Source organism: Streptomyces sp. SBT349, from assembly GCF_001083795.1.
Lineage (GTDB): Bacteria > Actinomycetota > Actinomycetes > Streptomycetales > Streptomycetaceae > Streptomyces.
Map to the genome: position 1 here is coordinate 1 of NZ_LAVK01000096.1, position 23040 is coordinate 23040.

Consider the following 23040-nt stretch of genomic DNA (forward strand, 5'->3'; position numbering starts at 1 on the left):
TCCAGCCGTGACTCCACGAACCGGCGCCGCCAGCGACTCACCGTGGACACCGACGTTCCCAAGGTCGCGGCGACGCGCTTGTTCGACGTGTCCTCGGCGCACGCCAGCACGATCCGCGACCGCAGCGCCAGGGCCTGTGAGGTCTTCGCCCGGCGCACCCAACGCGTCAGCTGTTCCCGTTCGATGTCGGTCAGGACCAAACCGGCCTTCGGACGTCCCGGCCGCCCGGCGTCCACCAGACCCTCCACCCGCAAGTCCGCGAATCGCCGGCGCCACTTGCCCACCGTCATCGCCGACACGCCCAGATCAGCGGCAACCCGCGCATACACCACACCCGGCTCCGCACACCGCAACACGATCCGCGCCCGCACAGCCAACCTCGACGAACCCTGCGACCAGCGAACCAACTGGTCACGCTCGTCCGGACTCAACACGAACTCACCGGCAGACCGCCCCGAAAACGACATCCCACAACCCTAACAACTTAGAGCCAGGATTTCAGGCGCAGGACACTAGAGGTCTCTACGGGCTGGGGTTAGGGGGATTGGAGGTCGGATTCGATCAGGCCGGTCCGGCCGCGTTTGGCTGGCTCGATCAGTGCTGGACGCTGGCCGGATCGCCGAGATTGTGGGCCGCCGATTCGGCGTCGACTGCACCCGGGCCGGGCTGCACTTGCTGCCACGTTCGAAGCTCCAGCTGGACAGGGCGATGCGGCTGCTGCGGCCGCTGGGCCGGGTTGCGAGTCCGACCTGGAGGACCTGCTGGTGAGGTGGCGTCCATAGGCGTGCCCCGATATGGCGCTATCCCGCCGTAGCGACGGGATCGGCTCCTACTCGCCGAAGCTGGGCGTTGCCCAGGTCAATTGGCAGCGCCCCGGCGAAGGTGACGCCGGGGGACGATGTCCCCAGAGACACCGAGGTGCACGGTGGCTTGGTCAAGCTCCGCGGTCAGCAACTGCTCGCTGAGGATGGAGTCGAGTATCCGGCCGGCCTGGATCAGGCACACGGCCGTCCAAATGACGTCGTTCAGGCCACTCTCCCTAGGCTTGTTGCGCAGTTCCCAGCCGCCGGCCCGCGTGGGACGGACATACAGCTGCGCCGTCTCTCGTGTGGTGTGGGAGTAGGAACTGAGGTGCCGGTAGGGCAGATAGCCTTCCTGCTCCCCGAACGCCGCCATCAGATCGGAGTGTTCCGGATCTCGTTCGTAAGCCGGACGACCTCAAGGTCTGAGGAGGCGGTGCGTGCGTCGACAGCGGCACGGACCTTTGCCTCGACCTCGTCTCCCTCGACATCCCACCCAGCCCGCTTCGCGTTGGTGATCAGCTTGAGGAGCTGGTCGTCGCTATAGGCGTCGACGGCCTTCACTGCGGCGCCGCCGCCGTCGACGAGCCAGGCCATCGCCACAGTGTGCGTCATCAGGTTCCGCATCACCGGTGCGACGACGAACCCGTTGCCGTTCTTGGCCGCCTCCGCCACCACGCGGGCGGAGTCCGAAATCAGCATCCACCAGCTCCACGCGACTGGTGCCACTGCCTCGTGTTCGCGGAGGAAGCCGATGCCGCCCACTCCGGAGGCGATCCTGTCGCGGGCGGCCAGCAACTGGTCGATGACGTCGAGAGCACGCCGGGCCGTGGCCTCGTCATGCGCAAAATCGGGCACAGCGCCAATCTACGCCGCAGCCCGAAACCGCCCGGCGATTTCCGACTGGACTCGGATGGCGACAGTTGTCGTGCAAAAGCGACATCTATCATGCTCAGCCTCAGTGGGCCCGGCGGCGGGGTGTGCGGGCTTGAGCAAGCGGTCGCTTGCAATAGCTAGCAAGGTGGGGCACCCTGGGGGCATGGCTTCGCTCGGTGTCGGCAATCTCGGCGAGTTCCTGCGGGAGCAGCGCCGTCAGGCCAAGCTGTCGCTGCGGCAGCTCGCCGACGCCGCCGGGGTGTCCAATCCGTATCTCAGCCAGATCGAGCGCGGGCTGCGCAAGCCGAGTGCCGAGATCCTCCAGCAGATCGCCAAGGGGCTGAGGATCTCCGCGGAGACGCTGTACGTGCAGGCCGGGATCCTGGACGAGCGTGCGCAGGAAGCCGGTGCCGGGCAGCCCCCAGGGGTGCGGGAGGCGGTTCTCGCCGACCCGGGCCTCTCCGAGCAGCAGAAGCAGGCGCTGCTCCAGATCTACGAGTCGTTCCGCAAGGAGAACCCCTGATGGCCCTGACCGAAGACCTCCGCAAGACCCTGACGACCTCCACGCCGCTCTATGTGGCGGCCGGCACCGCCGACCTCGCCGCGCAGAAGCTGCGGGAGCTGCCCGCGACGTTCGACCGGCTGCGCGCCGAGGCGCCCGAGCGGCTGCCGAAGCTGCGCGAGCGGGCCCAGCACGTGGCGCTCCAGGGCGTCGGCATGGCGCTGGAGTACGCCGTGCGGGCGCGCGAGACCTACGACGGGCTCGCCGAGCGCGGCAAGACGGTCGTGGAGCGCCGGCGCACCGAGGGCGACGCCGAGGCGGAGACCGAGGTGACCGTGGAGCGCGCCGAGCAGCCGCCGGTGACCGAGCCCGTCACCGAGCCGACCGCCGAGGCCACCGCCGAGCCGGTCACCGAGCCCGCCCCCGCGGCCAGGCCGAAGGCGCGCAGGACCGCCCCGCGCAAGGGTGCGCCGAAGAAGATGCCCCCGCAGAACTGATCCGCGTCACCGGCCGGTGCCGAGAGCATTACGCGCTCCGGCTCCCGGCCGGTAGCGTTGAGAGAGACTCAGGCGTACGGACGGAGTGTGGACAGCATGCTGCTGCAAGGCTTCAGCTCCATTGTGAGCTTCATCTTCCTCGGGGTGCTGATCCTGAGCATCTTCGCCCTGGTGAACGCGGCACTCCAGCGCGAGGACGCCTTCCGTGCCGCGGACAAGCAGACCAAGCCGTTCTGGCTCGTGCTCCTCGGCATCACGGTGGCCGTGCAGCTGCTCATCCCGTGGCTGCTGCTGGTGCTCGCCGGGACCATCGCCACCGTCGTCTACCTCGTGGACGTGCGCCCCGCGCTCCAGTCCGTGACGGGCGGCGGCCGGGGGCGCGGCGGCCGGAGCAGCAGCGACGGCCCCTACGGCCCGTACAACGGGAATCGGTAACGATACGACGGCCCTCCGCGCCCTGGCCCGGCAGAAGGGTTAGCCCTGGCCGGATTCTGCCCTTAGCATCAGCGGGGACACTCGCATGATGAACGGCAGAGGAATTGCAGTGCGCTTTCGCCTGACGCCCAGGGAGACCAGTTTCTACGAGCTGTTCGCGACCGCTGCCGACAACGTTCTCAGCGGCTCGAAGCTGCTGATGGAGATCCTGGGGGCGGACCCCGCTACGCGCGTGGACATCGCCGAGCGGATGCGGGCCGCCGAGCACGCCGGGGACGACGCGACCCACGCCATCTTCCACCAGCTGAACTCGTCGTTCATCACCCCCTTCGACCGCGAGGACATCTACCGCCTCGCCTCGCGGCTCGATGACGTCATGGATTTCATGGAGGAGGCTGTCGATCTCGTCGTCCTCTATGAGATCGACGAGTTGCCCAAGGGCGTCGACCAGCAGATCGAAGTCCTTTTCCGGGCCGCCGAACTCACCGCCGAGGCCATGCCGCGCCTGCGGACGATGCGGAATCTCGACGAGTACTGGATCGAGGTGAACCGCCTGGAGAACCAGGCGGACCAGATCCACCGCAAGCTGCTGGCCCACCTGTTCAACGGCCGCTATGAGGCTATCGAGGTCATGAAGCTCAAGCAGATCGTGGATGTGCTGGAGGAGGCGGCCGACGCCTTCGAGTCCGTCGCCAACACGGTGGAGACGATCGTGGTCAAGGAGTCCTGAGCCCACCGTGGAGACCCTCGCCCTGATCGTCGTCGTCGGCGCGGCGTTCTTCTTCACCTACACCAACGGGTTCCACGACGCGGCCAACGCCATCGCCACGTCGATCTCCACCCGGGCGCTGACGCCCAGGATCGCGGTCGCCATGGCCGCGTTCATGAACCTGGCCGGCGCGTTCCTCGGGCAGGGGGTCGCCGAGACCGTCGCCGAGGGGCTGATCGACGCGCCGACCGGCGGGGACGGCCTGATCATCCTCTTCTCCGCCCTCGTCGGCGCCATCACCTGGAACCTGGTGGCCTGGTGGTACGGCCTGCCGTCGTCCTCCTCGAACGCGCTGGTCGGCGGCCTGGTCGGCGCCGCGCTCGCCGGGGCCTCGACCGTGCACGGGACGGGCGTGCTGACCAAGGTCGTCCTGCCGATGCTGATCTCCCCCGTCATCGGGCTGCTGCTCGGCTACCTGGTGATGGTCGCCATCCTGTGGCTGTTCCGCCGGGCCAACCCGCAGCGCGCCCAGCGCGGCTTCCGCATGGCGCAGACGGTCTCGGCCGCGGGCATGGCGCTGGGGCACGGGCTCCAGGACGCGCAGAAGACCATGGGCGTGGTGACGATGGCCCTGGTCATCGCCGAGGTGGCGGACGAGGACGACGGCATTCCCGTCTGGGTCAGGATCTCCTGCGCCGTGATGCTCTCGCTCGGCACCTACGCGGGAGGCTGGCGCATCATGCGGACACTGGGGCGCCGGATCATCGAACTCGACCCACCGCGCGGATTCGCCGCGGAGTCGACGGCCTCCTCCGTGCTCTACGCCGCCTCGTACTTTTTCAACGCGCCCATTTCCACCACGCATGTGATCACCGCCGCGATCATGGGCTCGGGCGCCACCCGGCGGCTGAGCGCCGTGCGATGGGGCGTCGCCAAGAACATCGTGGTGGGCTGGTGCGTGACCATCCCGGCGGCGGGCTGTGTCGCCGCGCTGAGCTGTCTGCTGTTGCGTCTCGCCCTTCCCTGAGAGGCCGCCGCCCTTTCCCTGATGAGCAGAGAGCCTCCCGAGAAATCCCACGAGTTCACAAATCCCTCACCCACCCCCCGCCGCGCAACGGCGTCCGGATCTCGGATATCGGACAGGATTCCCGTGGGGAGTGGACGACTCCCCCTCCCAAAACCTGTCACCAGGGGGACAGTTGACGAAAAAACCAAGAAAAATACGCACGCCTCGCATAGGCAGAACCCGCGCGACGACGGCGGTGGCGGCCACGGCCGTCGCCGCCGCGCTCATCGCGGGGTCCACCGGCCCGGCCACCGCCCAGGCCGACCGGAACAGCGCCCCCGACGGCACCGGCACCGGCCAGGAGGCGCTGCGCGTCACCCTGATCACCGGCGACCAGGTGGTCCTCGACGCCCAGGGCGAGCCGACGGGCCTGATCCGCGCGGAGGGACGCGCGTCCGTGCCGGTCCGCGTGCTGACCTCGAAGGACGGCGAACACACCCACGTGATCCCGGCCGACGTGGTCCCCCTCCTCCAGGAGGGCACGCTCGACCGCCGCCTGTTCGACGTCACCGAGCTCAGCCGGCCGCAGTACCGCCACGCCCAGGGGCTGCCGCTCATCGTCGGCTACGAGGAGGACCGGCCGCGCGCCCTCGCGGACACCGCGGCCCAGGGCACGTTCCTCGACGCCATCGACGCCGACGCCCTGACGGTCGCGGGCGAGGAGATCCCCGCGCTCTGGTCGGCGCTGACCGACCCCGCCGAGGGCGACAGCACCCTCGCCGCGGCCCCCGGCGTCGCCACCGTCGCGCTCGACGGCATCGTGGAGAAGTCGCTGGCCGAGAGCGTTCCCCAGATCGGCGCTCCCACCGCCTGGGAGGCCGGGTACGACGGGACCGGCACCACCGTCGCCGTCCTGGACACCGGCATCAGCGACGAACACCCGGACCTCGCGGGGAAGATCGTCGCCGAGCAGAACTTCTCCGAGTCGCCCGACGCCGAGGACCGCGACGGCCACGGCACCCACGTCGCCTCCACGGCCACGGGCACCGGCGCGCACTCCGAGGGCACCTACACCGGCGTCGCGCCGGGCGCCCAGCTGATCAACGGCAAGGTCCTGGACGACTTCGGCTCCGGCTTCGAGTCCGGGATCATCGAGGGCATGCAGTGGGCCGTCGACCAGGGCGCCGACGTCGTCAGCATGAGCCTGGGCGGCTTCGCCACGGCCCAGATCGACCCGATGGAAGAGGCCGTCAACACCCTCTCCGCCGAGTCCGACGCCCTGTTCGTCATCGCCGCGGGCAACAGCGGCCCGAGCGCGGGCTCCATCTCCACGCCCGGCACGGCCGACGCGGCGCTGACCCTGGGCGCGGTGGACAAGTCCGACATGCTCGCCGACTTCTCCTCGGTCGGCCCGCGCGCCAGGGACGGCGCCGTCAAGCCCGATGTCACCGCGCCCGGCGTGGACATCGCCGCCGCCGGGGCCGAGGGCGCCGCCATCTGGGAGTACGGCCGCCCGGTCGAGGGCGCCGACGGCTATGTCGCCATCGACGGCACCTCGATGGCCACGCCGCACGCCTCGGGCGCCGCCGCCCTCCTCGCCCAGGCCCACCCGGACTGGACCGGCGAGCAGATCAAGGCCGCGCTGACCGCCTCCGCCCGGCCGGGCGAGGGGTACACCGCCTTCCAGCAGGGCGCGGGCCGCATCGACGTGCCCGCCGCGCTGGAGCAGACGGTCACCGCCGAGCCGGTCTCGATCAGCTTCGGCGCCGTTCCGTGGCCCCACGAGGACGCGGAGCCGGTCACCCGCGACCTGACCTACGCCAACAGCGGCGACGAGGACGTCACCCTCACCCTCACCTCCACGGGCACCGACCCCGAGGGCAACCCGGCCCCCGAGGGCATGTTCGCGCTGAGCGCCGACGAGGTCACCGTGCCCGCCGGATCCACCGCCACCGTGCAGGCCACCGCCGACACCACCCCGGGCGGGGAGCTCTACGGCGCGTACACCTCGTCTGTCACGGCCACCGCCGACAACGGCCAGACCGTGCGCACCGCGGGCGCCGTCGTCCGCGAGGAGCAGATGTTCGAGGTCACCGTCGAGGCCATGGACCGCGCCGGTGCGCCCGCCGCCGACTGGTGGGGCACGGTGATCGACATGGAGACGATGGACTTCTACGACGTCGTGGGCGAGCCCGGCACCGGCACCGGCACGATCCGGCTGCCCGCGGGCGAGTACCAGCTCGACGTGAGCGTCTTCCACACGCCCGAGGGCGGCGAGGAGTCCACCGGCATCGACTGGCTGGTCCATCCGCACCTCTCGCTGAGCGAGGACACCACCGTCACCGCCGACGCCACGCAGGCGGCCCTGGTGGACTTCACCATGCCCGACGAGAGCGCCACGCAGACCGACCTGACCGTCGGCTACCGGATGGGGCGGGGCGGCGAGACGTTCTTCGACTCCGCCTGGTCCGTCGCCGGCCTGCCCGAGGGCTTCGGCACCGCGCAGATCGGTGAGCCCGGCGCCGACCGGACGATCTCCGGCTACGCGGGCACCACCTGGGAGACCGAGGGCGTCGAGTACCACGGCGCCGACGTCCGGGAGGACGCGTTCTACACCGGCCTGGAGGAGCACACCGAGCAGTCCGAGCTGGCGAGCATCTCCGTCGAGGAGGGCGCGTCGCTGGAGGGCGTGACGGGCGTGCTGTTCACCGTCTCCTCCGAGGTGTCGATGGCGTCCGCCCTGGAGTACACGCTGCCGCGCACGGCCGAGATCTTCGTCGAGGCGGGCGTGGGCGAGTGGTTCCAGGAATTCATGCAGACCGACCCGGAGGTATTCGCCTCCGCGGGCGCCATGACGGAACCGCGGGTGTACGAGGCCGGCCAGGAGTACCAGGAGCGGTTCAACGTGGGCGTGTTCGGCCCCGACATCCGCCAGGACACCGGTCTGACCCGCATGGGCAACGCGCTGTACGGCACGATCAGCCCGTTCACCGACGGCGCCGGGCACCTGGGCTACAGCGCGTACGACAGCGCCTCCACCACGCTGTACCGCGACGGCGAGGAGATCGCCGCCGAGGAGGAGATCCTGGACTACGTGGAGTTCGAACTCCCCGAGGAGGAGGCGCGGTACGAGCTGGTGACCACCGTCGGCCGCGACCCGGCCGGTGAGGTCCCGACCGCCTCGGTGTCCACGGAGATCACCACCGCGTTCACCTTCACCTCGGCGGCCGGTCCCGAGGACGGCCCGGTTCCGGTGCCCGCCTCGGTCGTCAGGTTCGCGCCGCAGCTGGCGCTGGACAGCACGGCCACGCAGAGCCAGATGCAGTGGGTCCCGTTCACCGTCCAGGGCGCGGCGGCCGAGGGCAACGTGGCCTCGCTGGCGATCTCCGTCTCCACGGACGGCGGCGAGACCTGGGCCGAGGCGGCCGTCGACGGGGACACGGTCGAGGTCACCAACCCGGCGGCGGGCGGCACCGTGTCGTTCCGCGTCGAGCTGGAGGACGGTCAGGGCAACACCACCGTCCAGACCATCATCGACGCCTACCGCACCGTCTGATCCGGCCCCACAGCGGATCAGCCGCGGCCCGTCCCCCGCACGCGCGGGGGGCGGGCCGTTCGCCGTGTGCGGCCGGTCAGCCGAAGCGGCCGGAGATGTAGTCCTCGGTGGCCTGCACGGACGGGTTGGAGAAGATCTTCTCCGTCGCGTCGACCTCGATCAGCTTCCCCGGCTCGCCGATCGCGGCCAGGTTGAAGAAGGCGGTGCGGTCGGAGACGCGGGCCGCCTGCTGCATGTTGTGGGTCACGATGACGATGGTGTAGCGGGTCTTGAGCTTGTCGATCAGGTCCTCGATGGCGAGGGTCGAGATCGGGTCGAGCGCCGAGCAGGGCTCGTCCATCAGCAGCACCTCGGGCTCCACGGCGGTCGCCCTGGCGATGCAGAGCCGCTGCTGCTGGCCGCCGGAGAGTCCCGAACCGGGGCGGTTCAGGCGGTCCTTCACCTCGTTCCACAGGTTGGCGGCGCGCAGGTTCTTCTCGACGATGTCGTCGAGCTCCGACTTGCGGTACTTGATGCCGTTGAGCTTGAGCCCGGCCGCCACGTTGTCGTAGATGGACATGGTGGGGAACGGGTTGGGCCGCTGGAACACCATCCCGACCGTGCGGCGCACCGAGACCGGGTCCACGCCGGGGCCGTACAGGTCCTCGTTGTCCAGCATCACCTTGCCCTCGACCCGGCCGCCCGGCGTGACCTCGTGCATGCGGTTGAGGGTGCGCAGAAAGGTGGACTTGCCGCAGCCCGAGGGGCCGATGAACGCGGTCACCGACTCGGGCTCGACGTGCAGGGTGATGCCGTCGATCGCCCGGTGGGACCCGTAGTAGGCGGTGAGCTCGCCGACGTCGATGCGCTTGGCCATGGTGTGAGACCTCTCCTTTTCCTTCCGCTTCGGCGCCGCGTCAACGGCCCGTCCTGGGGGCCTTCCAGCGGGCGATGCCGCGGGCCGCCAGGTTGAGGACCATGACGAACGCGATCAGCACCGCGGCCGCCGCCCAGGCCCGGTCGAACGCCTGCTCGGTGCCGAATCCCCACTGCTCGTAGATGTAGAGCGGGAGGGACGACTGCGCCCCCTCGAAGGGGTTGCCATTGATCATGTTGTTCCCGAAAACCAGCAGGAGGATCGGGGCCGTCTCCCCCGCGATCCGTGCCAGCGCGAGCATCACGCCGGTGGTGATGCCGCCGATCGCCGTGGGGAGGACGACCTTGAGGATGGTGCGCCACTTGGGGACGCCCATGGCGAGGGACGCCTCGCGCAGCTCGTTGGGGACCAGCTTGAGCATCTCCTCCGTGGAGCGGACCACGATCGGCATCATGAGGATGGCCAGCGCCACGGCGCCGGCGAAGCCCGAGTACCCGTAGTCGAACATCATGATCCACAGACTGAGGACGAAAAGCCCGGCCACGATGGACGGGATGCCGGTCATGACGTCCACGAAGAAGGTGATGGCCTTCGCCAGCCGCCCGCGGCCGTACTCCACCAGGTAGACGGCGGTGAGCAGGCCGACGGGGATGGCGATGACGGAGGCGAGCAGCACCTGCTGGACCGTGCCCAGGATGGCGTGGTAGATGCCGCCGCCCTCCTGCCAGCTGAGCACGCCGTTCATCGAGTGGGTCAGGAAGTACCAGCTCACGCCGGGGATGCCGCGGGCGATCGTCTCCCAGACCAGGGAGGCCAGCGGGACCATCGCGACGATGAAGCAGGCCCACACCAGGATGGAGGCCAGCCGGTCGACCGCGTGGCGGCGGCCCTCGACGGAGGCGGAGAGCCCGAAGGTGGCGGCGACGAAGACGATGGCCGCGATCAGCCCCCACTGCCCGCGGCTGTCGAGGCGGGCGACGAGCCCGGTGCCCACGCCGATGGCGAGGGAGCCGATGACCAGCGCCGCCATCGACCAGCGCGGCAGGCGCGGCGGGCGCAGGGTCACGCGGCCGAGCGCGGGCCCGGCCGCCTCCTCGGACACGGTGGTCCTGCTCATGCGTTCGCTCCCGAGTACTCCTTGCGCCGGGCGATGATCAGCCGGGCGGCGCCGTTGACGAGCAGGGTGAGAAGGAAGAGGACGAGGCCCGAGGCGATCAGGGCGTCCCGGCCCATGGAGCCCGCCTCCTTGAACTGGCTGGCGATGTTCTGCGCGAAGGTGCCGCCGCCGGACTCCAGCAGGCTGGCGTTGATGAGGAAGCTCGGGGAGAGCACGGTGGCCACGGCCATCGTCTCGCCGAGGGCGCGGCCGAGGCCCAGCATGGAGGCGCTGATGACGCCGGAGCGCCCGAAGGGCAGGACCGTCATGCGGATGACCTCCCAGCGGGTGGCGCCCAGGGCGAGCGCGGCCTCCTGGTTGGCCTTGGGGGTCTGGAGGAACACCTCGCGGGTGACGCTGGTGATGATCGGCAGGATCATCACCGCCAGCAGGATGCCGACGGTCATCAGCGAACGGGCCGGGGTCCCGTCGTAGGCGAAGATCCCGGTCCAGCCGAGGACATCGTCCATCCACTGGTACGAGCCCGTCAGGCGCGGCACCAGGTAGAGGGCGCCCCACAGGCCGTAGACGATGCTGGGAACGGCGGCGAGCAGGTCGACCACATAGGACAGGGGGGTGGCCAGGCGGCGCGGGGCGTAGTGGGAGATGAACAGCGCGATGCCGACGGCGACCGGGACGGCCAGCACCATGGCGATGACCGAGCTGACGACCGTGCCGAAGAGGAGGACGGCGATGCCGAAGCGGGGCGGGTCGGAGTTGGCGTCCCACTCGAAGGTGGTGAGGAAGTTCCCCTCGTCGGCGCCGATGGCGATGACCGCGCGGATCGCGAGGAAGACGGCGATCGCGGCCATGATCAGCAGCAGAGCGATCCCCGACCCCTTGGACAGGCCGCTGAAGACCCGGTCGCCCAGGCGCATGGTGCTCTTCTCCGTGTGCGTCGTGCGCGTCGTGCGCGGTGCGTGCATGGGGGCGTCTCCGGTCGTCAGGCCATGGCGTCGACGCGCTGGCGCACCTGCTGGATGATGTCCTCGGAGATCGGCGCGTAGTCGATCTCGCCGAGTGCCCGCTGACCCTCCTCGCTTGCGGTATAGGTGAGGAAGGCCCTGGTCAGGCCGAGGGTGCCGGGCGCGTTGCCGCGGTCGCACGCGATCTCGTAGGTGACCAGGACGATGGGGTAGACGCCCTCCTCGCGCGTGGCGTAGTCCAGCTGGAGCGCGAGGTCGCCACCCTCGCCGATGACCTCGGCCTCGGCGATGGCGTTCGACGAGTTCTCCACCGTGGCCTCGACCGGCTCGCTGGCGCCGGTGTCGACGCGGACGGTGGAGACGCTGTTCTGGTGGGCGAAGGACAGCTCGAAGTAGGCGATGGCACCCTCGTTCTGCTGCACCATGCCGACCAGTCCCGAGGAGCCGTCGGCCGACTGGCCGCCGCGCCCCTTCCAGCTCTTGTCCCCCTCGTGCGGCCAGTCCTCGGGCGCGGAGGCGTGCAGGTAGGAGGTGAAGTTGTCCGTGGTGCCCGAGCCGTCGGAGCGGTGGAACGGGGTGATCGGCAGGTCGGGCAGGTCGGCGTCCGGGTTGAGCTCGGCGATCGCGGGGTCGTTCCAGTTGTCGATGCGGGAGTCGAAGATCCGGGCCAGGGTCCTGGCGTCCAGGTTCAGGTGGTCGATGCCGGGGAGGTTGAAGCCGACGGCGATGGGCCCGGCGACCATCGGCAGGTGCATGGCCTGGCCGCCGTCCCGGCAGACGCCGCGGGATTCGGCGATCTCGGCCTCGGTCAGCAGCGAGTCGGAGCCCGCGAAGGCCGTGGTGCCCTGGAGGAACTCCTGGACGCCGGCGCCCGAGCCCGTGGCCTTGTAGTTGATCTGACTGTCTTCACAATTGGCCTGGTACGTGTTCACCCAGACCTCCATGGCGTTGGCCTGCGCGCTGGATCCCGAGGCCAGCAGGGTGCCGCTCGGGCCGCAGCGAAGGCCGTCGAGCGAGAAGTCCACGGCCCCCGGCAGACCCGAATTGTCGTCGGTTCCGCAGGCCGAGGCCAGCACCAGGGCGCCCGAGGCCAGCACCGCGCCGAGGCGTACCTTCACAGTCGTTCAGTCCTTCCCGTCCGCGCTCCGCCCTGACGGTAGGTTGATCAGGTGAATCGACTGACGGTTATAGGTGAATAAAAAATGAACCCATCCGGGAACGCCGCTACCCCGGAGGCCGCACGATACTGCGTGCGCCGGTCCGCCGTTCGTTACGCTATACCCATCAGGGGTATAAGAGGCACAGGAGGGCGGAAATGGGCACAAGGGAGACGGTAGCCGTGCACGAGGCACACGACGCGCACGCGGAGGGCGGCGGGCCGCACGGGTACAGCAAGGACAAGGAGGCCCATCTGAAGCGGCTGCGCCGCATCGAGGGCCAGGTCAGGGGCCTCCAGCGGCTGGTCGAGGAGGACACCTACTGCATCGACATTCTGACGCAGGTCTCCGCCTCCACCAAGGCGCTCCAGTCGTTCGCGCTCCGGCTTCTCGAGGAGCACCTGCGGCACTGCGTGGCGCGCGCCGCGGAGCAGGGCGGCCCGGAGATCGACGCCAAGGTCGAGGAGGCCACGGCCGCGATCGCCCGCCTGCTGCGCACCTGAGGCGGCCCGGAGCCCGGCGCCCTCAGGCGACGGTTCCGGCGTAGACGTCGTCCGCACCGGGGAGGACGACCTCCACCGGCGCCCCGAAGTCGAAGAGCTGCACCGTGGACGTGACGTCGATCCCGCGCTCCCCGAAGCTGAAACGGTGCGTGATCTCGCGCAGCAGCCCCTGATCGTCGAGGTAGGCGTCGAACGGCACCTCCGTCTCCGCGAAGCCCTCCACCGCCGCCGCCAGCTGCTCCGCCGCCCGCCCCGACGCCGCCTCCGCCGCCTCGGCGATGTCGGTCACGCCCCGGAAGTGCCGCAGCGTCTCGCCCCGCACCCGGGCCTCGCCCAGCTCGTCCGCGCTGACCACGCCGCGCAGCAGCTCGGCGGCGGCCAGCGGGTCGGTCGCCCCGCCGGTCACCAGGTTCCCGTCGGGCAGCGCGGTGACGTCGATGCGCACCCACTTGTCGGGGGGCACGCCCGCGCCGCGGTTCTTCATGTAGAGCCGCCCCGGCACGAACACCTCCGTCACCGGCTTGCCGTCCGGCAGGGTCACGCGCAGCTCGCCCGTCCGCTCCCGGTAGTCGAAGCCGCCCCGGCCGCGCAGGGTGATCCGCGTCCCGCCCGAGGCCATCTCCATCGCCGTCCGGGCGCGGGAGGTGCCGGACTCGGCGAGCAGGTCCACCGCCCTGCGGACCGCCTCGCCGGCGTCGCCCTCGGCCGCGGCCCCCGTCCCGGAGCAGCCGGTGAGGGCGGTGAGCACCGTGGCGAGCGACAGCGCCGCCAGCAGCCCGCCGCAGCCTCCGGCGCTCCCCGCGATAACGTTCCTGCGCTCGCGTCGCCGCACCGTCATGGCCTGCCGACACCCCCAGCAATCGCCGTCCCGGACTCGTAACCGCCTAACGAGGCCCCCCGGCGGCCGTTACGGTAGGGGGGTGCGTGACGAGGGTGAAGAGGGGCCGTCCGAACCGGAGGGCCGCACGGCCCCACCGGACCGGGAGGGGCGGGGCGGGGGAGGCACGCACCGGGTCGTTCTCACCGAGCGTGGACCGTTCGTCGCTCCCCGGTGCAGCTGCGGCTGGTACGGCCCGGCCCGGCGCTCCCGGCCGCTGGCCCGTGACGAGGCCGCGGCCCACACGGCGGCGGCCGGACCGGGCTGAGCGCCCGCGGACGCCCCGCGCCGGGTGGCGCGGAACCGGGGGTCGCACTACCCGGCGTACGCCCCCTGTGATTGGGTCGGCCCACGGAGCGACGGGAGAATCTCACGGTGGAAGGATCACAACGGACCATGCTCGAGGACGAGATAGACGCCAGCCGCCCCGATCCGGCCCGCGTGTACGACTTCTTCCTGCGGCACGTGGGCGGCAAGTCCTACTACCCGGTGGACGAGCAGGCCGGCAGCCAGGTCGAGGAGATGTGGCCCGGCGTGAGCGTCGCGGCGCGCGCCAACCGCGCGTTCGTCCTCCGCTCCACCCGCTGGCTGGCGAAGGAGGCGGGGGTCAGGCAGTTCCTCGACATCGGGACCGGCATCCCCAGCGAGCCGAACCTGCACCAGGTGGCGCAGGCGGTCGCCCCCGAGGCACGGGTGGTCTACACGGACAACCGCCGCATCGTGCTGCTCTACGCCGAGGCGCTGATGAGCAGCGCCCCCGAGGGCCGCACCGCCTATCTGCACGCGGACTTCGCCGACCCGGAGTCCATTCTCCGCAGCCGCGAGCTGGGCGACGTCCTCGACCTCGACCGGCCGGTCGCGCTCAGCCTCAACGCGCTGCTGCACTACATCGCGGACGACCCGTCCACCGGCTTCAGCGCGCACGAGCTGGTCCGCCGGTACACCTCGGCGCTTCCGGCCGGGAGCTACCTGGTGCTGACGCACGTCACCCCGGACTTCGACCCGCCCACCTGGCGCAAGGTGACCGAGGGGGACCGCAGCATCACCGGGCAGACCGGCCAGATCCGGGACCGCGCCGAGGTGGAGCGTTTCTTCGAGGGCCTCGACCTGGTCGACCCCGGGCTCGTCCCGCCGCACCGCTGGCACCCGGACGGGCCCGTCCCGGAGGAGGCCGACGACGTGACGGTCTCCATGTGGGCGGGCGTCGGGCGCGTTCCCGGAAGCTGACCCCCCTCGGCCCCGGGCACCCGCGGCCCCGGCATCCCCGGCGCCTCGTCGCGCCGGGGCGGCCGTTCCCCCGTTCGCCCCCGTTCCCCCTGGGCCGCGCCGTTCCTCGGTGTTCCCCGTGTGTCCCGTGTTCCTAGGCGGCCAGGCGGCTCTGGTGCTCCGTCAGCTCGGGCTGCGGCCGGGGCCGCGGCTCCTCGCGGGGCCTTGCGACCCAGCCGAGGCGGCGGTTGCGGGAGCAGGCCCGCACCAGCGGGGTCAACGCGGCCTGCGCGAGCGGCGCGAGCAGGAGCGCGACCGCCGTGCCGAGCGCGAAGCCGCCGATGACATCGCTCGGGTAGTGCACCCCGAGGATCACGCGCGCCAGCCCCTGGAGCAGCGCCAGGCCGAAGGCGATCGCGCCCAGGACCCGGTGGACCAGGAAGAGCGCGACGGCGACGGCCATGGCGACGCTGGCGTGGTCGCTGACGAACGAGTACCCGTCCTTGCCCTCCAGCAGCACGGCGAGGTCGGGGTGGTCGACGAAGGGACGGGGCCGGGCGACGAAGTCGCGGATGGGGGCGTTGGCGAGGAAGGCGAGACCGGCCGCCAGGCCGGCCCAGGCCGTCCCGGCGACCGCCTGCGCGGCGTCGGCACGGCGCCTGACGAGGAACCAGGCGCCGACGACGAGCAGGGTCAGCGCGACGGGGATGCCGTGCTCCCCGAGGAAGGTGACGGCCCGTTCGCCCCAGCCGGGCAGGGACTCGCCGAAGCCATTGAGGTCGTAGAGCACATCCAGCTCGATGTCTGGATTGTCGAGGTGATCGAGACCAGCCATGTGCCGTTGTGGCCCCTTCTGGTGTGGGGGACCCTGCCGAGGCAGGCAGGGAGGAGGAGCCCCTGTTCCGGTACAGGAAACGCCAAGTACCTCCCCCGGAGTGCCGACGTCCATCGAATGACGGCCGCAGCGTTATCGAACAGCAACGCGTCGCCGCAGTTCAGCGGGGAACCTCTGACCACAGCCTCACTGGACGTGAGGACGCACCTACGTCGCCGTGGGGCGGGTGGCCCCAAAATAATCCGGGGAGTCAATCGGGTCAAAACGGATTGTCGCACCCGTGTACGGAGCGTCGATCATGTACCCGCCGCCGACGTAGATACCGACGTGGTGGATGCTCCGCGGGTCGTCGAGATCATACGCGAAGAAGACAAGATCACCCGGCAGAAGCTCATCCCGCGAGGGGTGGGGACCCGCGTTCCACTGGTCGTTGGCGACGCGCGGGATCTCTATGCCGACCGACTCGTAGGCCCTCAGGGTCAGGCCCGAGCAGTCGAAGCGGCCGTTGTCCTCGGGGGAGCCCTCGCCGCCCCAGAGATAGGGCGTCCCGAGCTTCTCCTGCGCGTAGTGCACGGCGCCCGCCGCCTGTTCGGGCGCGGGCAGCGTCCCCTCCTCCTCCGCGGGCGCGGCGGCGTAACCGGCCTCCGCGGAACGGATGATGCGGACGTAGTTCCGCGTCTCCTCGTACGGGGGCACGCCGTTGTACTGGATCACAGCGTAGGGGCCGGCGTTGTAGGCCGCCAGCATGTTGTCCACCGGGTCGCCGGGGATGTCGTCGACATAGCCCGCGAGCGAGCAGTCGTAGCGGGCGGCGGAGGGGATGGCGTCCTCGGGGTCCCAGACGTTGGCCTCGCCGTCGCCGTTGGCGTCGATGCCGTGGGTGGCCCAGGTGCTCGGGATGAACTGCGCGATCCCCTGCGCCGCGGCGTGGCTCTCCACGTCGGGCTGCCAGCCGCTCTCCTGCCCGAGCTGGGCGGCGAGGATGGCGGGCGACAGGGTCGGGCAGGAGTTCCCCCAGATCTGCACGAGCTCGGCGTACTCCGGCGGCACCGTCCCCGCGGCCAGCTGCTTCGAGCCGCTCCCGCCGCCCTGGAGATCGGAAGCGGCGCCGTAGACGCCGACGACGAGGACGGCGACGAAACACCCCATCACCCCGAGGCCGACACCCCCGGCCACAACGATCCTGCGCATCCCTCAACTCTCCCCGGCCGTACGGGACCTGCCAGCAGTCTGACACGCGCCGCGCGGCGACGGCGAGACCACGAGACGGCCGGGGGGTGGCGGGCCGACCTGCGGGTGGCCTAGGGTGCCGTGGGGTGTGGGAGCGCTCCCAAACGACCACGGAACCGGAAGTGGAGACGACCATGAGCCGCACCCGCACACTCACCGCCCTGCTCGGCGCGCTCGCGCTGGCCCTGAGCGGCGCCGCGACGGCGCAGGGGAACGGGCACGGAAACGGGCACGGGCACGGGTATCCCGGGCGCGCCGACTGCGCGAGCGAGGACCCGGCGCTGCTGTTCTGCGAGGACTTCGACGCTCTGCCGCCCGGCGAGGCGGCGGGGCCCGGCTGGGGGACCGACACCCGCGAGGGGCGGCTGACGGTGGAGCGCCGCCGCGGCCACGGGATGGTGCTGCGTGCCCACACCGAGGGCAACGGGCACGCGTTCCTGGAGGTCGAGGACTTCGCCGCGCCCGGCAACAGCTTCCACGGCCGCGTGATGCTGCGCGTCTCCGCCTTCCCGACCGCCCCCGACTGGGCGCACTTCACGCTGGTCGAGGCCGCGGGCGCCGTCGGCGACGGCACCCTGGTCCGCCCGCTCGGCGGCCAGTACGTGCCGGAGGTCGGCGACGGCGTCGCGCTGTGGGGCGTCGGTTCGGACGGCGGCCCGACCGGCGACTGGACCGACTGGCGCGCGTCGGCCCCGGCGGTGGGCGGGGAGTGGACGTGCGTGGAGTGGGAGCAGGACGCGAGCGACAACCGCGTCTCCGTCTGGCTCGACGGCGTGGCCCAACCCGACCTGACCGTCACCACCACCCGGCACGGCGGGAACCAGGTGGACTTCCTCTTCCCGGAGTTCGACACCGTCCGCGTCGGCTGGCAGCTCTACCAGGCGGGCCCGGTGCCCGACGCGTACGACGTCCTGCTGGACGACGTGGCGCTCTCGACGGAACGCCTCGGCTGCGATCTCTGACACACTCCGCGGAATTCCCCTCCGCTCCCGCCCGGTTGGCCCCCTCCCCGCCCAGGTCCGGGGCGGGGCAAGGGTTCTGACCGCACATCCGGCTCCCGGCGGAGGTCACGTACGGTCTGCCTCTGTCACCCAGGCGTGGCACAATCCGAAGGGAGCGCCGTAAGAGCCAGTTGGGTGGTGAGTTCGGTGGACGAAGAAGAAGACTCAGAAGGCATCAACGAGATCATCGGCGGCATTGCCCCGGACTGGGGGCCGTTCGCCGCGGTGGGTGACCAGGCGAGGACGATGGTCCAGGTGATCATGGCCATGGCCATCCTCATCTGTCTGGGCCTCGCCATCTGGGGAGCGGCCAAGCAGCGTATCGGGTCGACCGCCATGCGGGACTCGTTCAGCGCCGAGCAGGGCAAGGGCCTGATCGTCGCCGGGCTGACCGGCGTCTTCATCATCGGGTCGCTCGGCACGCTGTTCACCATCATCTACGGCATGTCGATCTAGATTCGGGAGAGTCAGCGGCCCATGCGGGGATGGCGCGTTGTGCGTCGCGTGGCGGCCGTCGCCGCGGTGGCGGCGCTGGCGGCGGGCTGCGCGATCGGCCCTGCCGCCAACCGGGCGGAGCGCGAGGCCGGTTCGCCCGCGGAGGAGCCGCCGGGCGACCCGGGCGGACCCGACGACGATCCGGAGCTCCCGCCGCTGCCGGAGGACCCATCCGACGAGCCGAGGCCCGGTCCGACTCCCGCACCCGCCACCGGCACGGCGACGGAGGCCGAGACGGTGATCGACCAGCTCTCCGCCGTCTGTTGCGTGGCCCGGGTCCCCGACAGCGAGGATCTGCTCCTGGCCTCGGGCGACACCGTCCTGCTGTACGACGCGGACGGCGGCGGCCCCCCGCAGGAACTCGGCCAGGTGCCCGGCGAGATCCTCGGGCTGGCGGTGCCCCGTTCCTCCGTGAGCAACTTCGTGCCCGTCTTCGCGTATTACACGGAGGACGACGGCGGGCAGGTCTCCAGCTTCCGCTACTACCCGGACCGGAGCTGGGAGCCATGGGGTGCGACCCCGACACGGCTCCTCAACGATCCGATCCCGGTGCCCGCCGACGGCACGCGCGCGGGCGGTGCGCTCGCGTTCGGGCCGGACGGCGACCTGTATCTGGGAACCGGCGACGCCGGTGACCCGGAGCTGGCCCGGAGCGAGGAGTCGTCCCTCGGGAAGATCCTCCGGCTCGAGCCCGGCAGGCGCTCGGATCCCGTCGTCCACTCCCTCGGCGGCTACACCGACGTCCGGGGGATCGCCTGGGACGAGGACCGGATGTGGGCCGTCGACGCCGGTGCGGACGGGACCGCCCGGGTGTTCTCGGTGACGCCGGGGGGCGAGCCGGTGGCTGTGTGGGAGGCGGAGGGGGAGACCCCGGCGGGGCTCGCCGCCGCCGGGGGGCCGCTGTGGATGCCGGGCGCCGGCAGCGGGCAGTTGTGGCGCGTGCCGCTGCACGGCACGGAGCTCGTACCGGACCCGGGCCCGGACACCGTGCTCGATCTCGCCGAGCCCGGGGCCGTGATCGGCGACGCCTCGGGGACGGGCCTGCTGGCGCTGGCCGACGGGGGTCTGGTCCGGCTCGAGGTCGAGTAGCCGCCGACGCCCGACCTCGCGGCCCCACGACTCCGCCGCGCCGGAAACGAGCCGCTTTCCTCCCTCGGGCACCTCTTGCCCCGCTCCCGCGGGTACCGTGGCGAAGCGGGCGGGAGGGAGAGGAGGGGGGGATGCCTCGTGGTGACGCGGACGGCCTGCGCTGGGTCCGGGCCGAGGTCGAGGGCGGCGGCGACGGGGGCTGCTTCGAAGTGGCCGCGGGCGAGGGGGACATGATCCACATACGGCAGACCGACGAGCCGGACGGGATCGTCACCACCACGCGCGCGAACTGGCAGGCGTTCGTCCTGGGCGTGCGGAACGACGAGTTCGACCACTTCGCTGCCGAGCCCGACCCCGAGCCCGACCCCGACCGCGGTCCCTGACCGGGCGGTTCAGGCGGGTCCGAGACCCCGCACCACCAGGTCGAGCAGCGCGAAGACGAAGAGGCTGATGCCGACGAAGCCGTTGACCGTGAAGAACGCGCGGTTCAGGCGGCTCAGATCCCTCGGGGTCACGATGGTGTGCTCATAGGCGAACGCCCCCGCCACCGCCACGAGGCCGACCCAGAGGAACGGCCCGCCCCCGGTCGCCGCCGCGTACCAGACCAGCAGGGCCAGCGTGACCACGTGGCACCCCCGCGCGCCCCAGAGCGCCCCCGCGATGCCGAAGCGCGCGGGAACCGAACGCACGCCCCCCGCGCGGTCGGAGGCCACGTCCTGGCAGGCGTAGATCAGGTCGAAGCCGCCGATCCACAGGCCGACGGCGAGGCCGAGTATCGCCGCCTCCCAGGACCAGGCGCCGCTCACGGCGAGCCAGCCGCCGATCGGGCCCATCGCCTGGGCGAGGCCCAGGATGGCGTGCGGGAAGTCCGTGAACCGCTTGCCGTACGGGTAGACCACCATCGGCACCACCGCCACGGGCGCCAGCGCGAGGCAGAGCGGGTTGAGCAGCGCGCAGGAGCCCAGGAACACCGCGAGCGCCACCAGCGCGCCGATCCACGCGGCGCGCACGGAGACGGCGCCCGTGACGAGTTCGCGCCCGGCCGTGCGCGGGTTGCGGGCGTCGATCTCGCGGTCGATGATCCGGTTGGCGGCCATGGCGAACGTGCGCAGGCCGACCATGGCGAGGGTGACCAGCAGCAGCGTCCACCAGTCGACGGCCTCGTCGTCTAGGTACATCGCGGTCAGCGCCGCGATGTAGGCGAAGGGCAGCGCGAAGACCGAGTGCTCGATCATCACCAGCCGCAGGAACGCCCTGACATGTCCCGTGTCGGTCGCCCGCGCCGCCGCCGGGCGCGGATCCGGTCCCGCCGCCCCCGCGGGCGCCGGCGCCTGGGCCGTCACAGGCCGTACTCCTTCCAGCGGCTGCTGACGCGCTCGGCGACGGCCGGGTCGGAGACGATCATCCGCGGCCAGCCGCCGTCTCGCGTGTAGCCCTCCCCGGGCAGCTTCGCGGTGGCGTCGACGCCCGCCTTGCCTCCCCAGAACTGCTGGTAGGAGGAGTGGTCGAGATGGTCGACCGGGCCCTCGGTGAGCAGCAGGTCGCGCGCGTAGTCCACGTTCCCGAGCGCCCGCCAGGCGACCTCCTGGAGGTCGTGGACGTCGCAGTCGGAGTCCACGACGACGATCAGCTTGGTGAGCGACATCATGTGCGCCCCCCACACCGCCGACATCACCTTCTGGGCGTGCTTCGGGTACTTCTTGTCGATCGACAGGATCGCGCAGTTGTGGAAGCCGCCCGCCTCGGGCAGGTGGTAGTCCACGATGTCGGGGATGATCACCTTCAGGAGCGGCAGGAAGAACCGCTCCGTCGCACGCGCCAGCGGCCCGTCCTCGGTCGGCGGGCGGCCGACCACGATCGACTGGAACATGGGCCGCTTGCGCGTCGTCACGCAGTCGATCGTCAGCGCGGGGAACGGCTCCTGCGGCGTGTAGAAGCCGGTGTGGTCGCCGAACGGGCCCTCCGGCAGCGTCTCGCCCGGTTCCAGCCAGCCCTCGAGCACCACCTCGGCCGCGGCGGGCACCTGGAGCGGCACGGTCTTGCAGTCGACCAGCTCGACCCGCTTGCCCTGGACGAAGCCCGCGAACAGGTACTCGTCGATGTCGCCCGGGAGCGGCGCGGTGGAGGCGTAGGTCACGGCCGGCGGGCAGCCGAACGCGATCGCCACCGGCAGCCGCTCCCCGCGCCGCGCGGCGACCTGGTAGTGGTTGCGGCTGTCCTTGTGGATCTGCCAGTGCATCCCGATGGTGCGCTTGTCGTGACGCTGGAGCCGGTAGAGCCCGAGGTTGCGCACCCCGCTCTCGGGGTCCCTGGTGTGGGTCAGCCCGAGGTTGAAGAACGGCCCGCCGTCCTCCGGCCAGGTGAACAGCGCGGGCAGCCGGTCGAGGTCGACCTCGTCGCCCGTGAGGACGACCTCCTGCACGGGCGCGCTCTTCACCTTCTTCGGCGGTACGTGCGAGACCGTGCCGAGCTTGGCGAACGCCTCGCGGATTCCGACGAATCCCTGCGGCAGTTCCGGCTTCAGCAGGCCGCCGATCTTCTCGCTGATCTCCTCGTACGAACGGAGCCCGAGCGCCTTCAGCAGGCGGCGGTCGGTGCCGAACACGTTCATGGCCAGCGGCAGGTCGGAGCCCCTGACATTCTCGAAGAGGAGCGCGGGGCCGCCCGCCTTGTTCACCCGGTCGGTGATTTCCCCCACTTCCAGGTGGGGATCGACCTCGGCCTTGACCCGCTTGAGGTCGCCATCCCGTTCGAGGGCCTTCAGCAGGGCACGGAGGTCGTCGTATGCCATGCCGATCAGTATTGCCCACGCATTACCCTGGCATTGGTCAGGGGCCCGCAAGGGCCCGGTCACTTCTCGTCCAGGGGGCTACCATGCTGAGGGTGCTGCTGATTCTCGTGCCGCTGGCGCTGATCATCTACGCCCTGGTCGACTGCATCACGTCCAAGGATGAGGACATCAAGCATCTGCCCAAGCTGGTGTGGATCCTGCTGATCGTGCTCGCCTGGGTCGTCGGTCCGGTGGCCTGGATTCTGGTGGGCCGCAAGCGCGGCACGCCGCGCGCGGGCGGCGTGGGCCGCCGGAGCGGAGGGGGCGGCTGGGTCGCCCCCGACGACAACCCCGAGTTCCTGCGTTCGCTCAAGGACGACCCGGACCCGAACCGCGACCCCGAGGAGACCCGGAAGGACAAGGAGCTCCTGGAGTCCTGGGAGGAGGACCTGCGCCGCCGCGAGGAAGAGCTGCGCGGGGGCGAGGGCGAGGACGACACCCCGCCCGGCGGCAAGGACCGCTAGACCTCCCGGCCCCAGGCCCCCCATGCTCCCCAGG

General features: G+C 71.1%; 26 protein-coding genes. 14 read left to right on the forward strand and 12 right to left on the reverse strand.

Going from position 1 to position 23040, the window contains the following annotated elements; genetic code table 11:
- From ADY01_RS39780 to ADY01_RS39790, 3 genes are all read right to left on the reverse strand, one after another.
- A partial coding sequence (locus ADY01_RS39780) for a helix-turn-helix domain-containing protein (protein ID WP_199826191.1) occupies positions 1–467 on the reverse strand: 467 nt, incomplete at its 3' end.
- A 391-nt stretch (positions 468–858) separates the two neighbouring features.
- Entirely contained in the window at positions 859–1176 is a 318-nt protein-coding gene (locus ADY01_RS39785) for a hypothetical protein (RefSeq protein ID WP_049571986.1), read from the reverse strand.
- A complete protein-coding gene (locus ADY01_RS39790) occupies positions 1176–1658 on the reverse strand; it encodes a hypothetical protein (protein ID WP_049571990.1) in 483 nt (160 codons plus the stop codon). Before ADY01_RS39790 ends, ADY01_RS39785 begins: the two co-directional genes overlap by 1 nt.
- 181 nt (positions 1659–1839) lie before the next feature.
- Between ADY01_RS39790 and ADY01_RS14420 the strand changes: the two genes are divergently transcribed.
- The 6 genes from ADY01_RS14420 to ADY01_RS14445 all read left to right on the forward strand — a co-directional run bounded on the left by ADY01_RS14420 (position 1840) and on the right by ADY01_RS14445 (position 8381).
- Positions 1840–2199, forward strand: a complete 360-nt coding sequence (locus ADY01_RS14420; RefSeq protein ID WP_049571993.1) for a helix-turn-helix domain-containing protein — start codon at positions 1840–1842, stop codon at positions 2197–2199.
- Complete coding sequence (locus tag ADY01_RS14425) at positions 2199–2675, forward strand: hypothetical protein (protein WP_049571996.1); 477 nt, start codon at positions 2199–2201, stop codon at positions 2673–2675. The genes ADY01_RS14420 and ADY01_RS14425 overlap by 1 nt, the downstream gene beginning before the upstream one ends.
- 96 nt (positions 2676–2771) lie before the next feature.
- Entirely contained in the window at positions 2772–3110 is a 339-nt protein-coding gene (locus tag ADY01_RS14430) for a DUF2516 family protein (RefSeq protein ID WP_049571999.1), read from the forward strand.
- Between the two features lie 109 nt (positions 3111–3219).
- Entirely contained in the window at positions 3220–3840 is a 621-nt protein-coding gene (locus tag ADY01_RS14435; RefSeq protein WP_049572002.1) for a DUF47 domain-containing protein, read from the forward strand.
- A gap of 7 nt (positions 3841–3847) precedes the next feature.
- Positions 3848–4846, forward strand: a complete 999-nt coding sequence (locus ADY01_RS14440) for an inorganic phosphate transporter (RefSeq protein ID WP_049572004.1) — start codon at positions 3848–3850, stop codon at positions 4844–4846.
- 235 nt (positions 4847–5081) lie between these two features.
- Positions 5082–8381, forward strand: a complete 3300-nt coding sequence (locus ADY01_RS14445; RefSeq protein WP_049572008.1) for a S8 family peptidase — start codon at positions 5082–5084, stop codon at positions 8379–8381.
- Positions 8382–8457: 76 nt separating this feature from the next.
- On the opposite strand, the gene pstB is transcribed toward ADY01_RS14445, so the two are convergent.
- The 4 genes from pstB to pstS are packed head-to-tail and all read right to left on the reverse strand — an operon-like array spanning position 8458 to position 12437.
- Positions 8458–9237: a phosphate ABC transporter ATP-binding protein PstB gene (gene pstB, locus ADY01_RS14450; RefSeq protein WP_049572012.1), complete on the reverse strand. Its 780-nt coding sequence runs from the start codon at positions 9235–9237 to the stop codon at positions 8458–8460.
- 40 nt (positions 9238–9277) lie between these two features.
- Positions 9278–10354: a phosphate ABC transporter permease PstA gene (pstA, locus tag ADY01_RS14455; protein WP_049572015.1), complete on the reverse strand. Its 1077-nt coding sequence runs from the start codon at positions 10352–10354 to the stop codon at positions 9278–9280.
- Entirely contained in the window at positions 10351–11319 is a 969-nt protein-coding gene (gene pstC / locus ADY01_RS14460; protein WP_049572019.1) for a phosphate ABC transporter permease subunit PstC, read from the reverse strand. The genes pstA and pstC overlap by 4 nt, the downstream gene beginning before the upstream one ends.
- A 17-nt stretch (positions 11320–11336) precedes the next feature.
- Positions 11337–12437 (reverse strand): phosphate ABC transporter substrate-binding protein PstS, encoded by a 1101-nt coding sequence (gene pstS, locus ADY01_RS14465; protein ID WP_049572021.1) that lies wholly within the window; start codon positions 12435–12437, stop codon positions 11337–11339.
- 197 nt (positions 12438–12634) lie between these two features.
- On the opposite strand from pstS, the gene ADY01_RS14470 reads away from it, so the two are divergent.
- Complete coding sequence (locus ADY01_RS14470; RefSeq protein ID WP_049572022.1) at positions 12635–12979, forward strand: metal-sensitive transcriptional regulator; 345 nt, start codon at positions 12635–12637, stop codon at positions 12977–12979.
- Positions 12980–13001: 22 nt separating this feature from the next.
- Here the strand turns inward: ADY01_RS14470 and ADY01_RS39115 are convergent, their stop codons facing one another.
- Complete coding sequence (locus ADY01_RS39115; protein ID WP_159001210.1) at positions 13002–13817, reverse strand: hypothetical protein; 816 nt, start codon at positions 13815–13817, stop codon at positions 13002–13004.
- Between the two features lie 82 nt (positions 13818–13899).
- Here ADY01_RS39115 and ADY01_RS37005 point away from each other — a divergent pair, with 82 nt between their 5' ends.
- Entirely contained in the window at positions 13900–14124 is a 225-nt protein-coding gene (locus tag ADY01_RS37005) for a hypothetical protein (protein WP_078900305.1), read from the forward strand.
- Positions 14125–14252: 128 nt separating this feature from the next.
- The gene (locus ADY01_RS14480) at positions 14253–15083 is read left to right on the forward strand and encodes an SAM-dependent methyltransferase (protein WP_049572025.1); all 831 of its coding nucleotides are present in this window, start codon (positions 14253–14255) and stop codon (positions 15081–15083) included.
- 133 nt (positions 15084–15216) lie between these two features.
- Here the strand turns inward: ADY01_RS14480 and ADY01_RS14485 are convergent, their stop codons facing one another.
- Both ADY01_RS14485 and ADY01_RS14490 read right to left on the reverse strand, forming a co-directional pair.
- Complete coding sequence (locus ADY01_RS14485; protein ID WP_049572028.1) at positions 15217–15897, reverse strand: phosphatase PAP2 family protein; 681 nt, start codon at positions 15895–15897, stop codon at positions 15217–15219.
- A 207-nt stretch (positions 15898–16104) separates the two neighbouring features.
- Positions 16105–17088, reverse strand: a complete 984-nt coding sequence (locus ADY01_RS14490; RefSeq protein ID WP_049572030.1) for an NlpC/P60 family protein — start codon at positions 17086–17088, stop codon at positions 16105–16107.
- A gap of 173 nt (positions 17089–17261) precedes the next feature.
- Here ADY01_RS14490 and ADY01_RS14495 point away from each other — a divergent pair, with 173 nt between their 5' ends.
- The 4 genes from ADY01_RS14495 to ADY01_RS14510 all read left to right on the forward strand — a co-directional run bounded on the left by ADY01_RS14495 (position 17262) and on the right by ADY01_RS14510 (position 20095).
- A complete protein-coding gene (locus ADY01_RS14495; protein WP_053170826.1) occupies positions 17262–18089 on the forward strand; it encodes a hypothetical protein in 828 nt (275 codons plus the stop codon).
- Positions 18090–18275: 186 nt separating this feature from the next.
- Positions 18276–18584 carry a hypothetical protein gene (locus tag ADY01_RS14500; protein WP_107081727.1) on the forward strand — a complete coding sequence of 103 codons (309 nt, stop codon included), beginning with the start codon at positions 18276–18278 and terminating at the stop codon, positions 18582–18584.
- Positions 18585–18623: 39 nt separating this feature from the next.
- The gene (locus ADY01_RS14505; RefSeq protein ID WP_159001212.1) at positions 18624–19712 is read left to right on the forward strand and encodes a PQQ-dependent sugar dehydrogenase; all 1089 of its coding nucleotides are present in this window, start codon (positions 18624–18626) and stop codon (positions 19710–19712) included.
- A gap of 131 nt (positions 19713–19843) precedes the next feature.
- Complete coding sequence (locus tag ADY01_RS14510) at positions 19844–20095, forward strand: DUF397 domain-containing protein (protein WP_049572038.1); 252 nt, start codon at positions 19844–19846, stop codon at positions 20093–20095.
- Between the two features lie 9 nt (positions 20096–20104).
- On the opposite strand, the gene mqnP is transcribed toward ADY01_RS14510, so the two are convergent.
- Positions 20105–21055 carry a menaquinone biosynthesis prenyltransferase MqnP gene (mqnP, locus tag ADY01_RS14515; RefSeq protein ID WP_049572042.1) on the reverse strand — a complete coding sequence of 317 codons (951 nt, stop codon included), beginning with the start codon at positions 21053–21055 and terminating at the stop codon, positions 20105–20107.
- On the reverse strand, positions 21052–22503 hold the full coding sequence (locus ADY01_RS14520; protein WP_049572045.1) for a menaquinone biosynthesis decarboxylase: 1452 nt from the start codon (positions 22501–22503) through the stop codon (positions 21052–21054). Before ADY01_RS14520 ends, mqnP begins: the two co-directional genes overlap by 4 nt.
- Positions 22504–22586: 83 nt before the next feature.
- Between ADY01_RS14520 and ADY01_RS14525 the strand changes: the two genes are divergently transcribed.
- Positions 22587–23006, forward strand: a complete 420-nt coding sequence (locus ADY01_RS14525) for a PLD nuclease N-terminal domain-containing protein (RefSeq protein WP_049572048.1) — start codon at positions 22587–22589, stop codon at positions 23004–23006.
- The last annotated feature ends 34 nt before the right edge of the window (positions 23007–23040 follow it).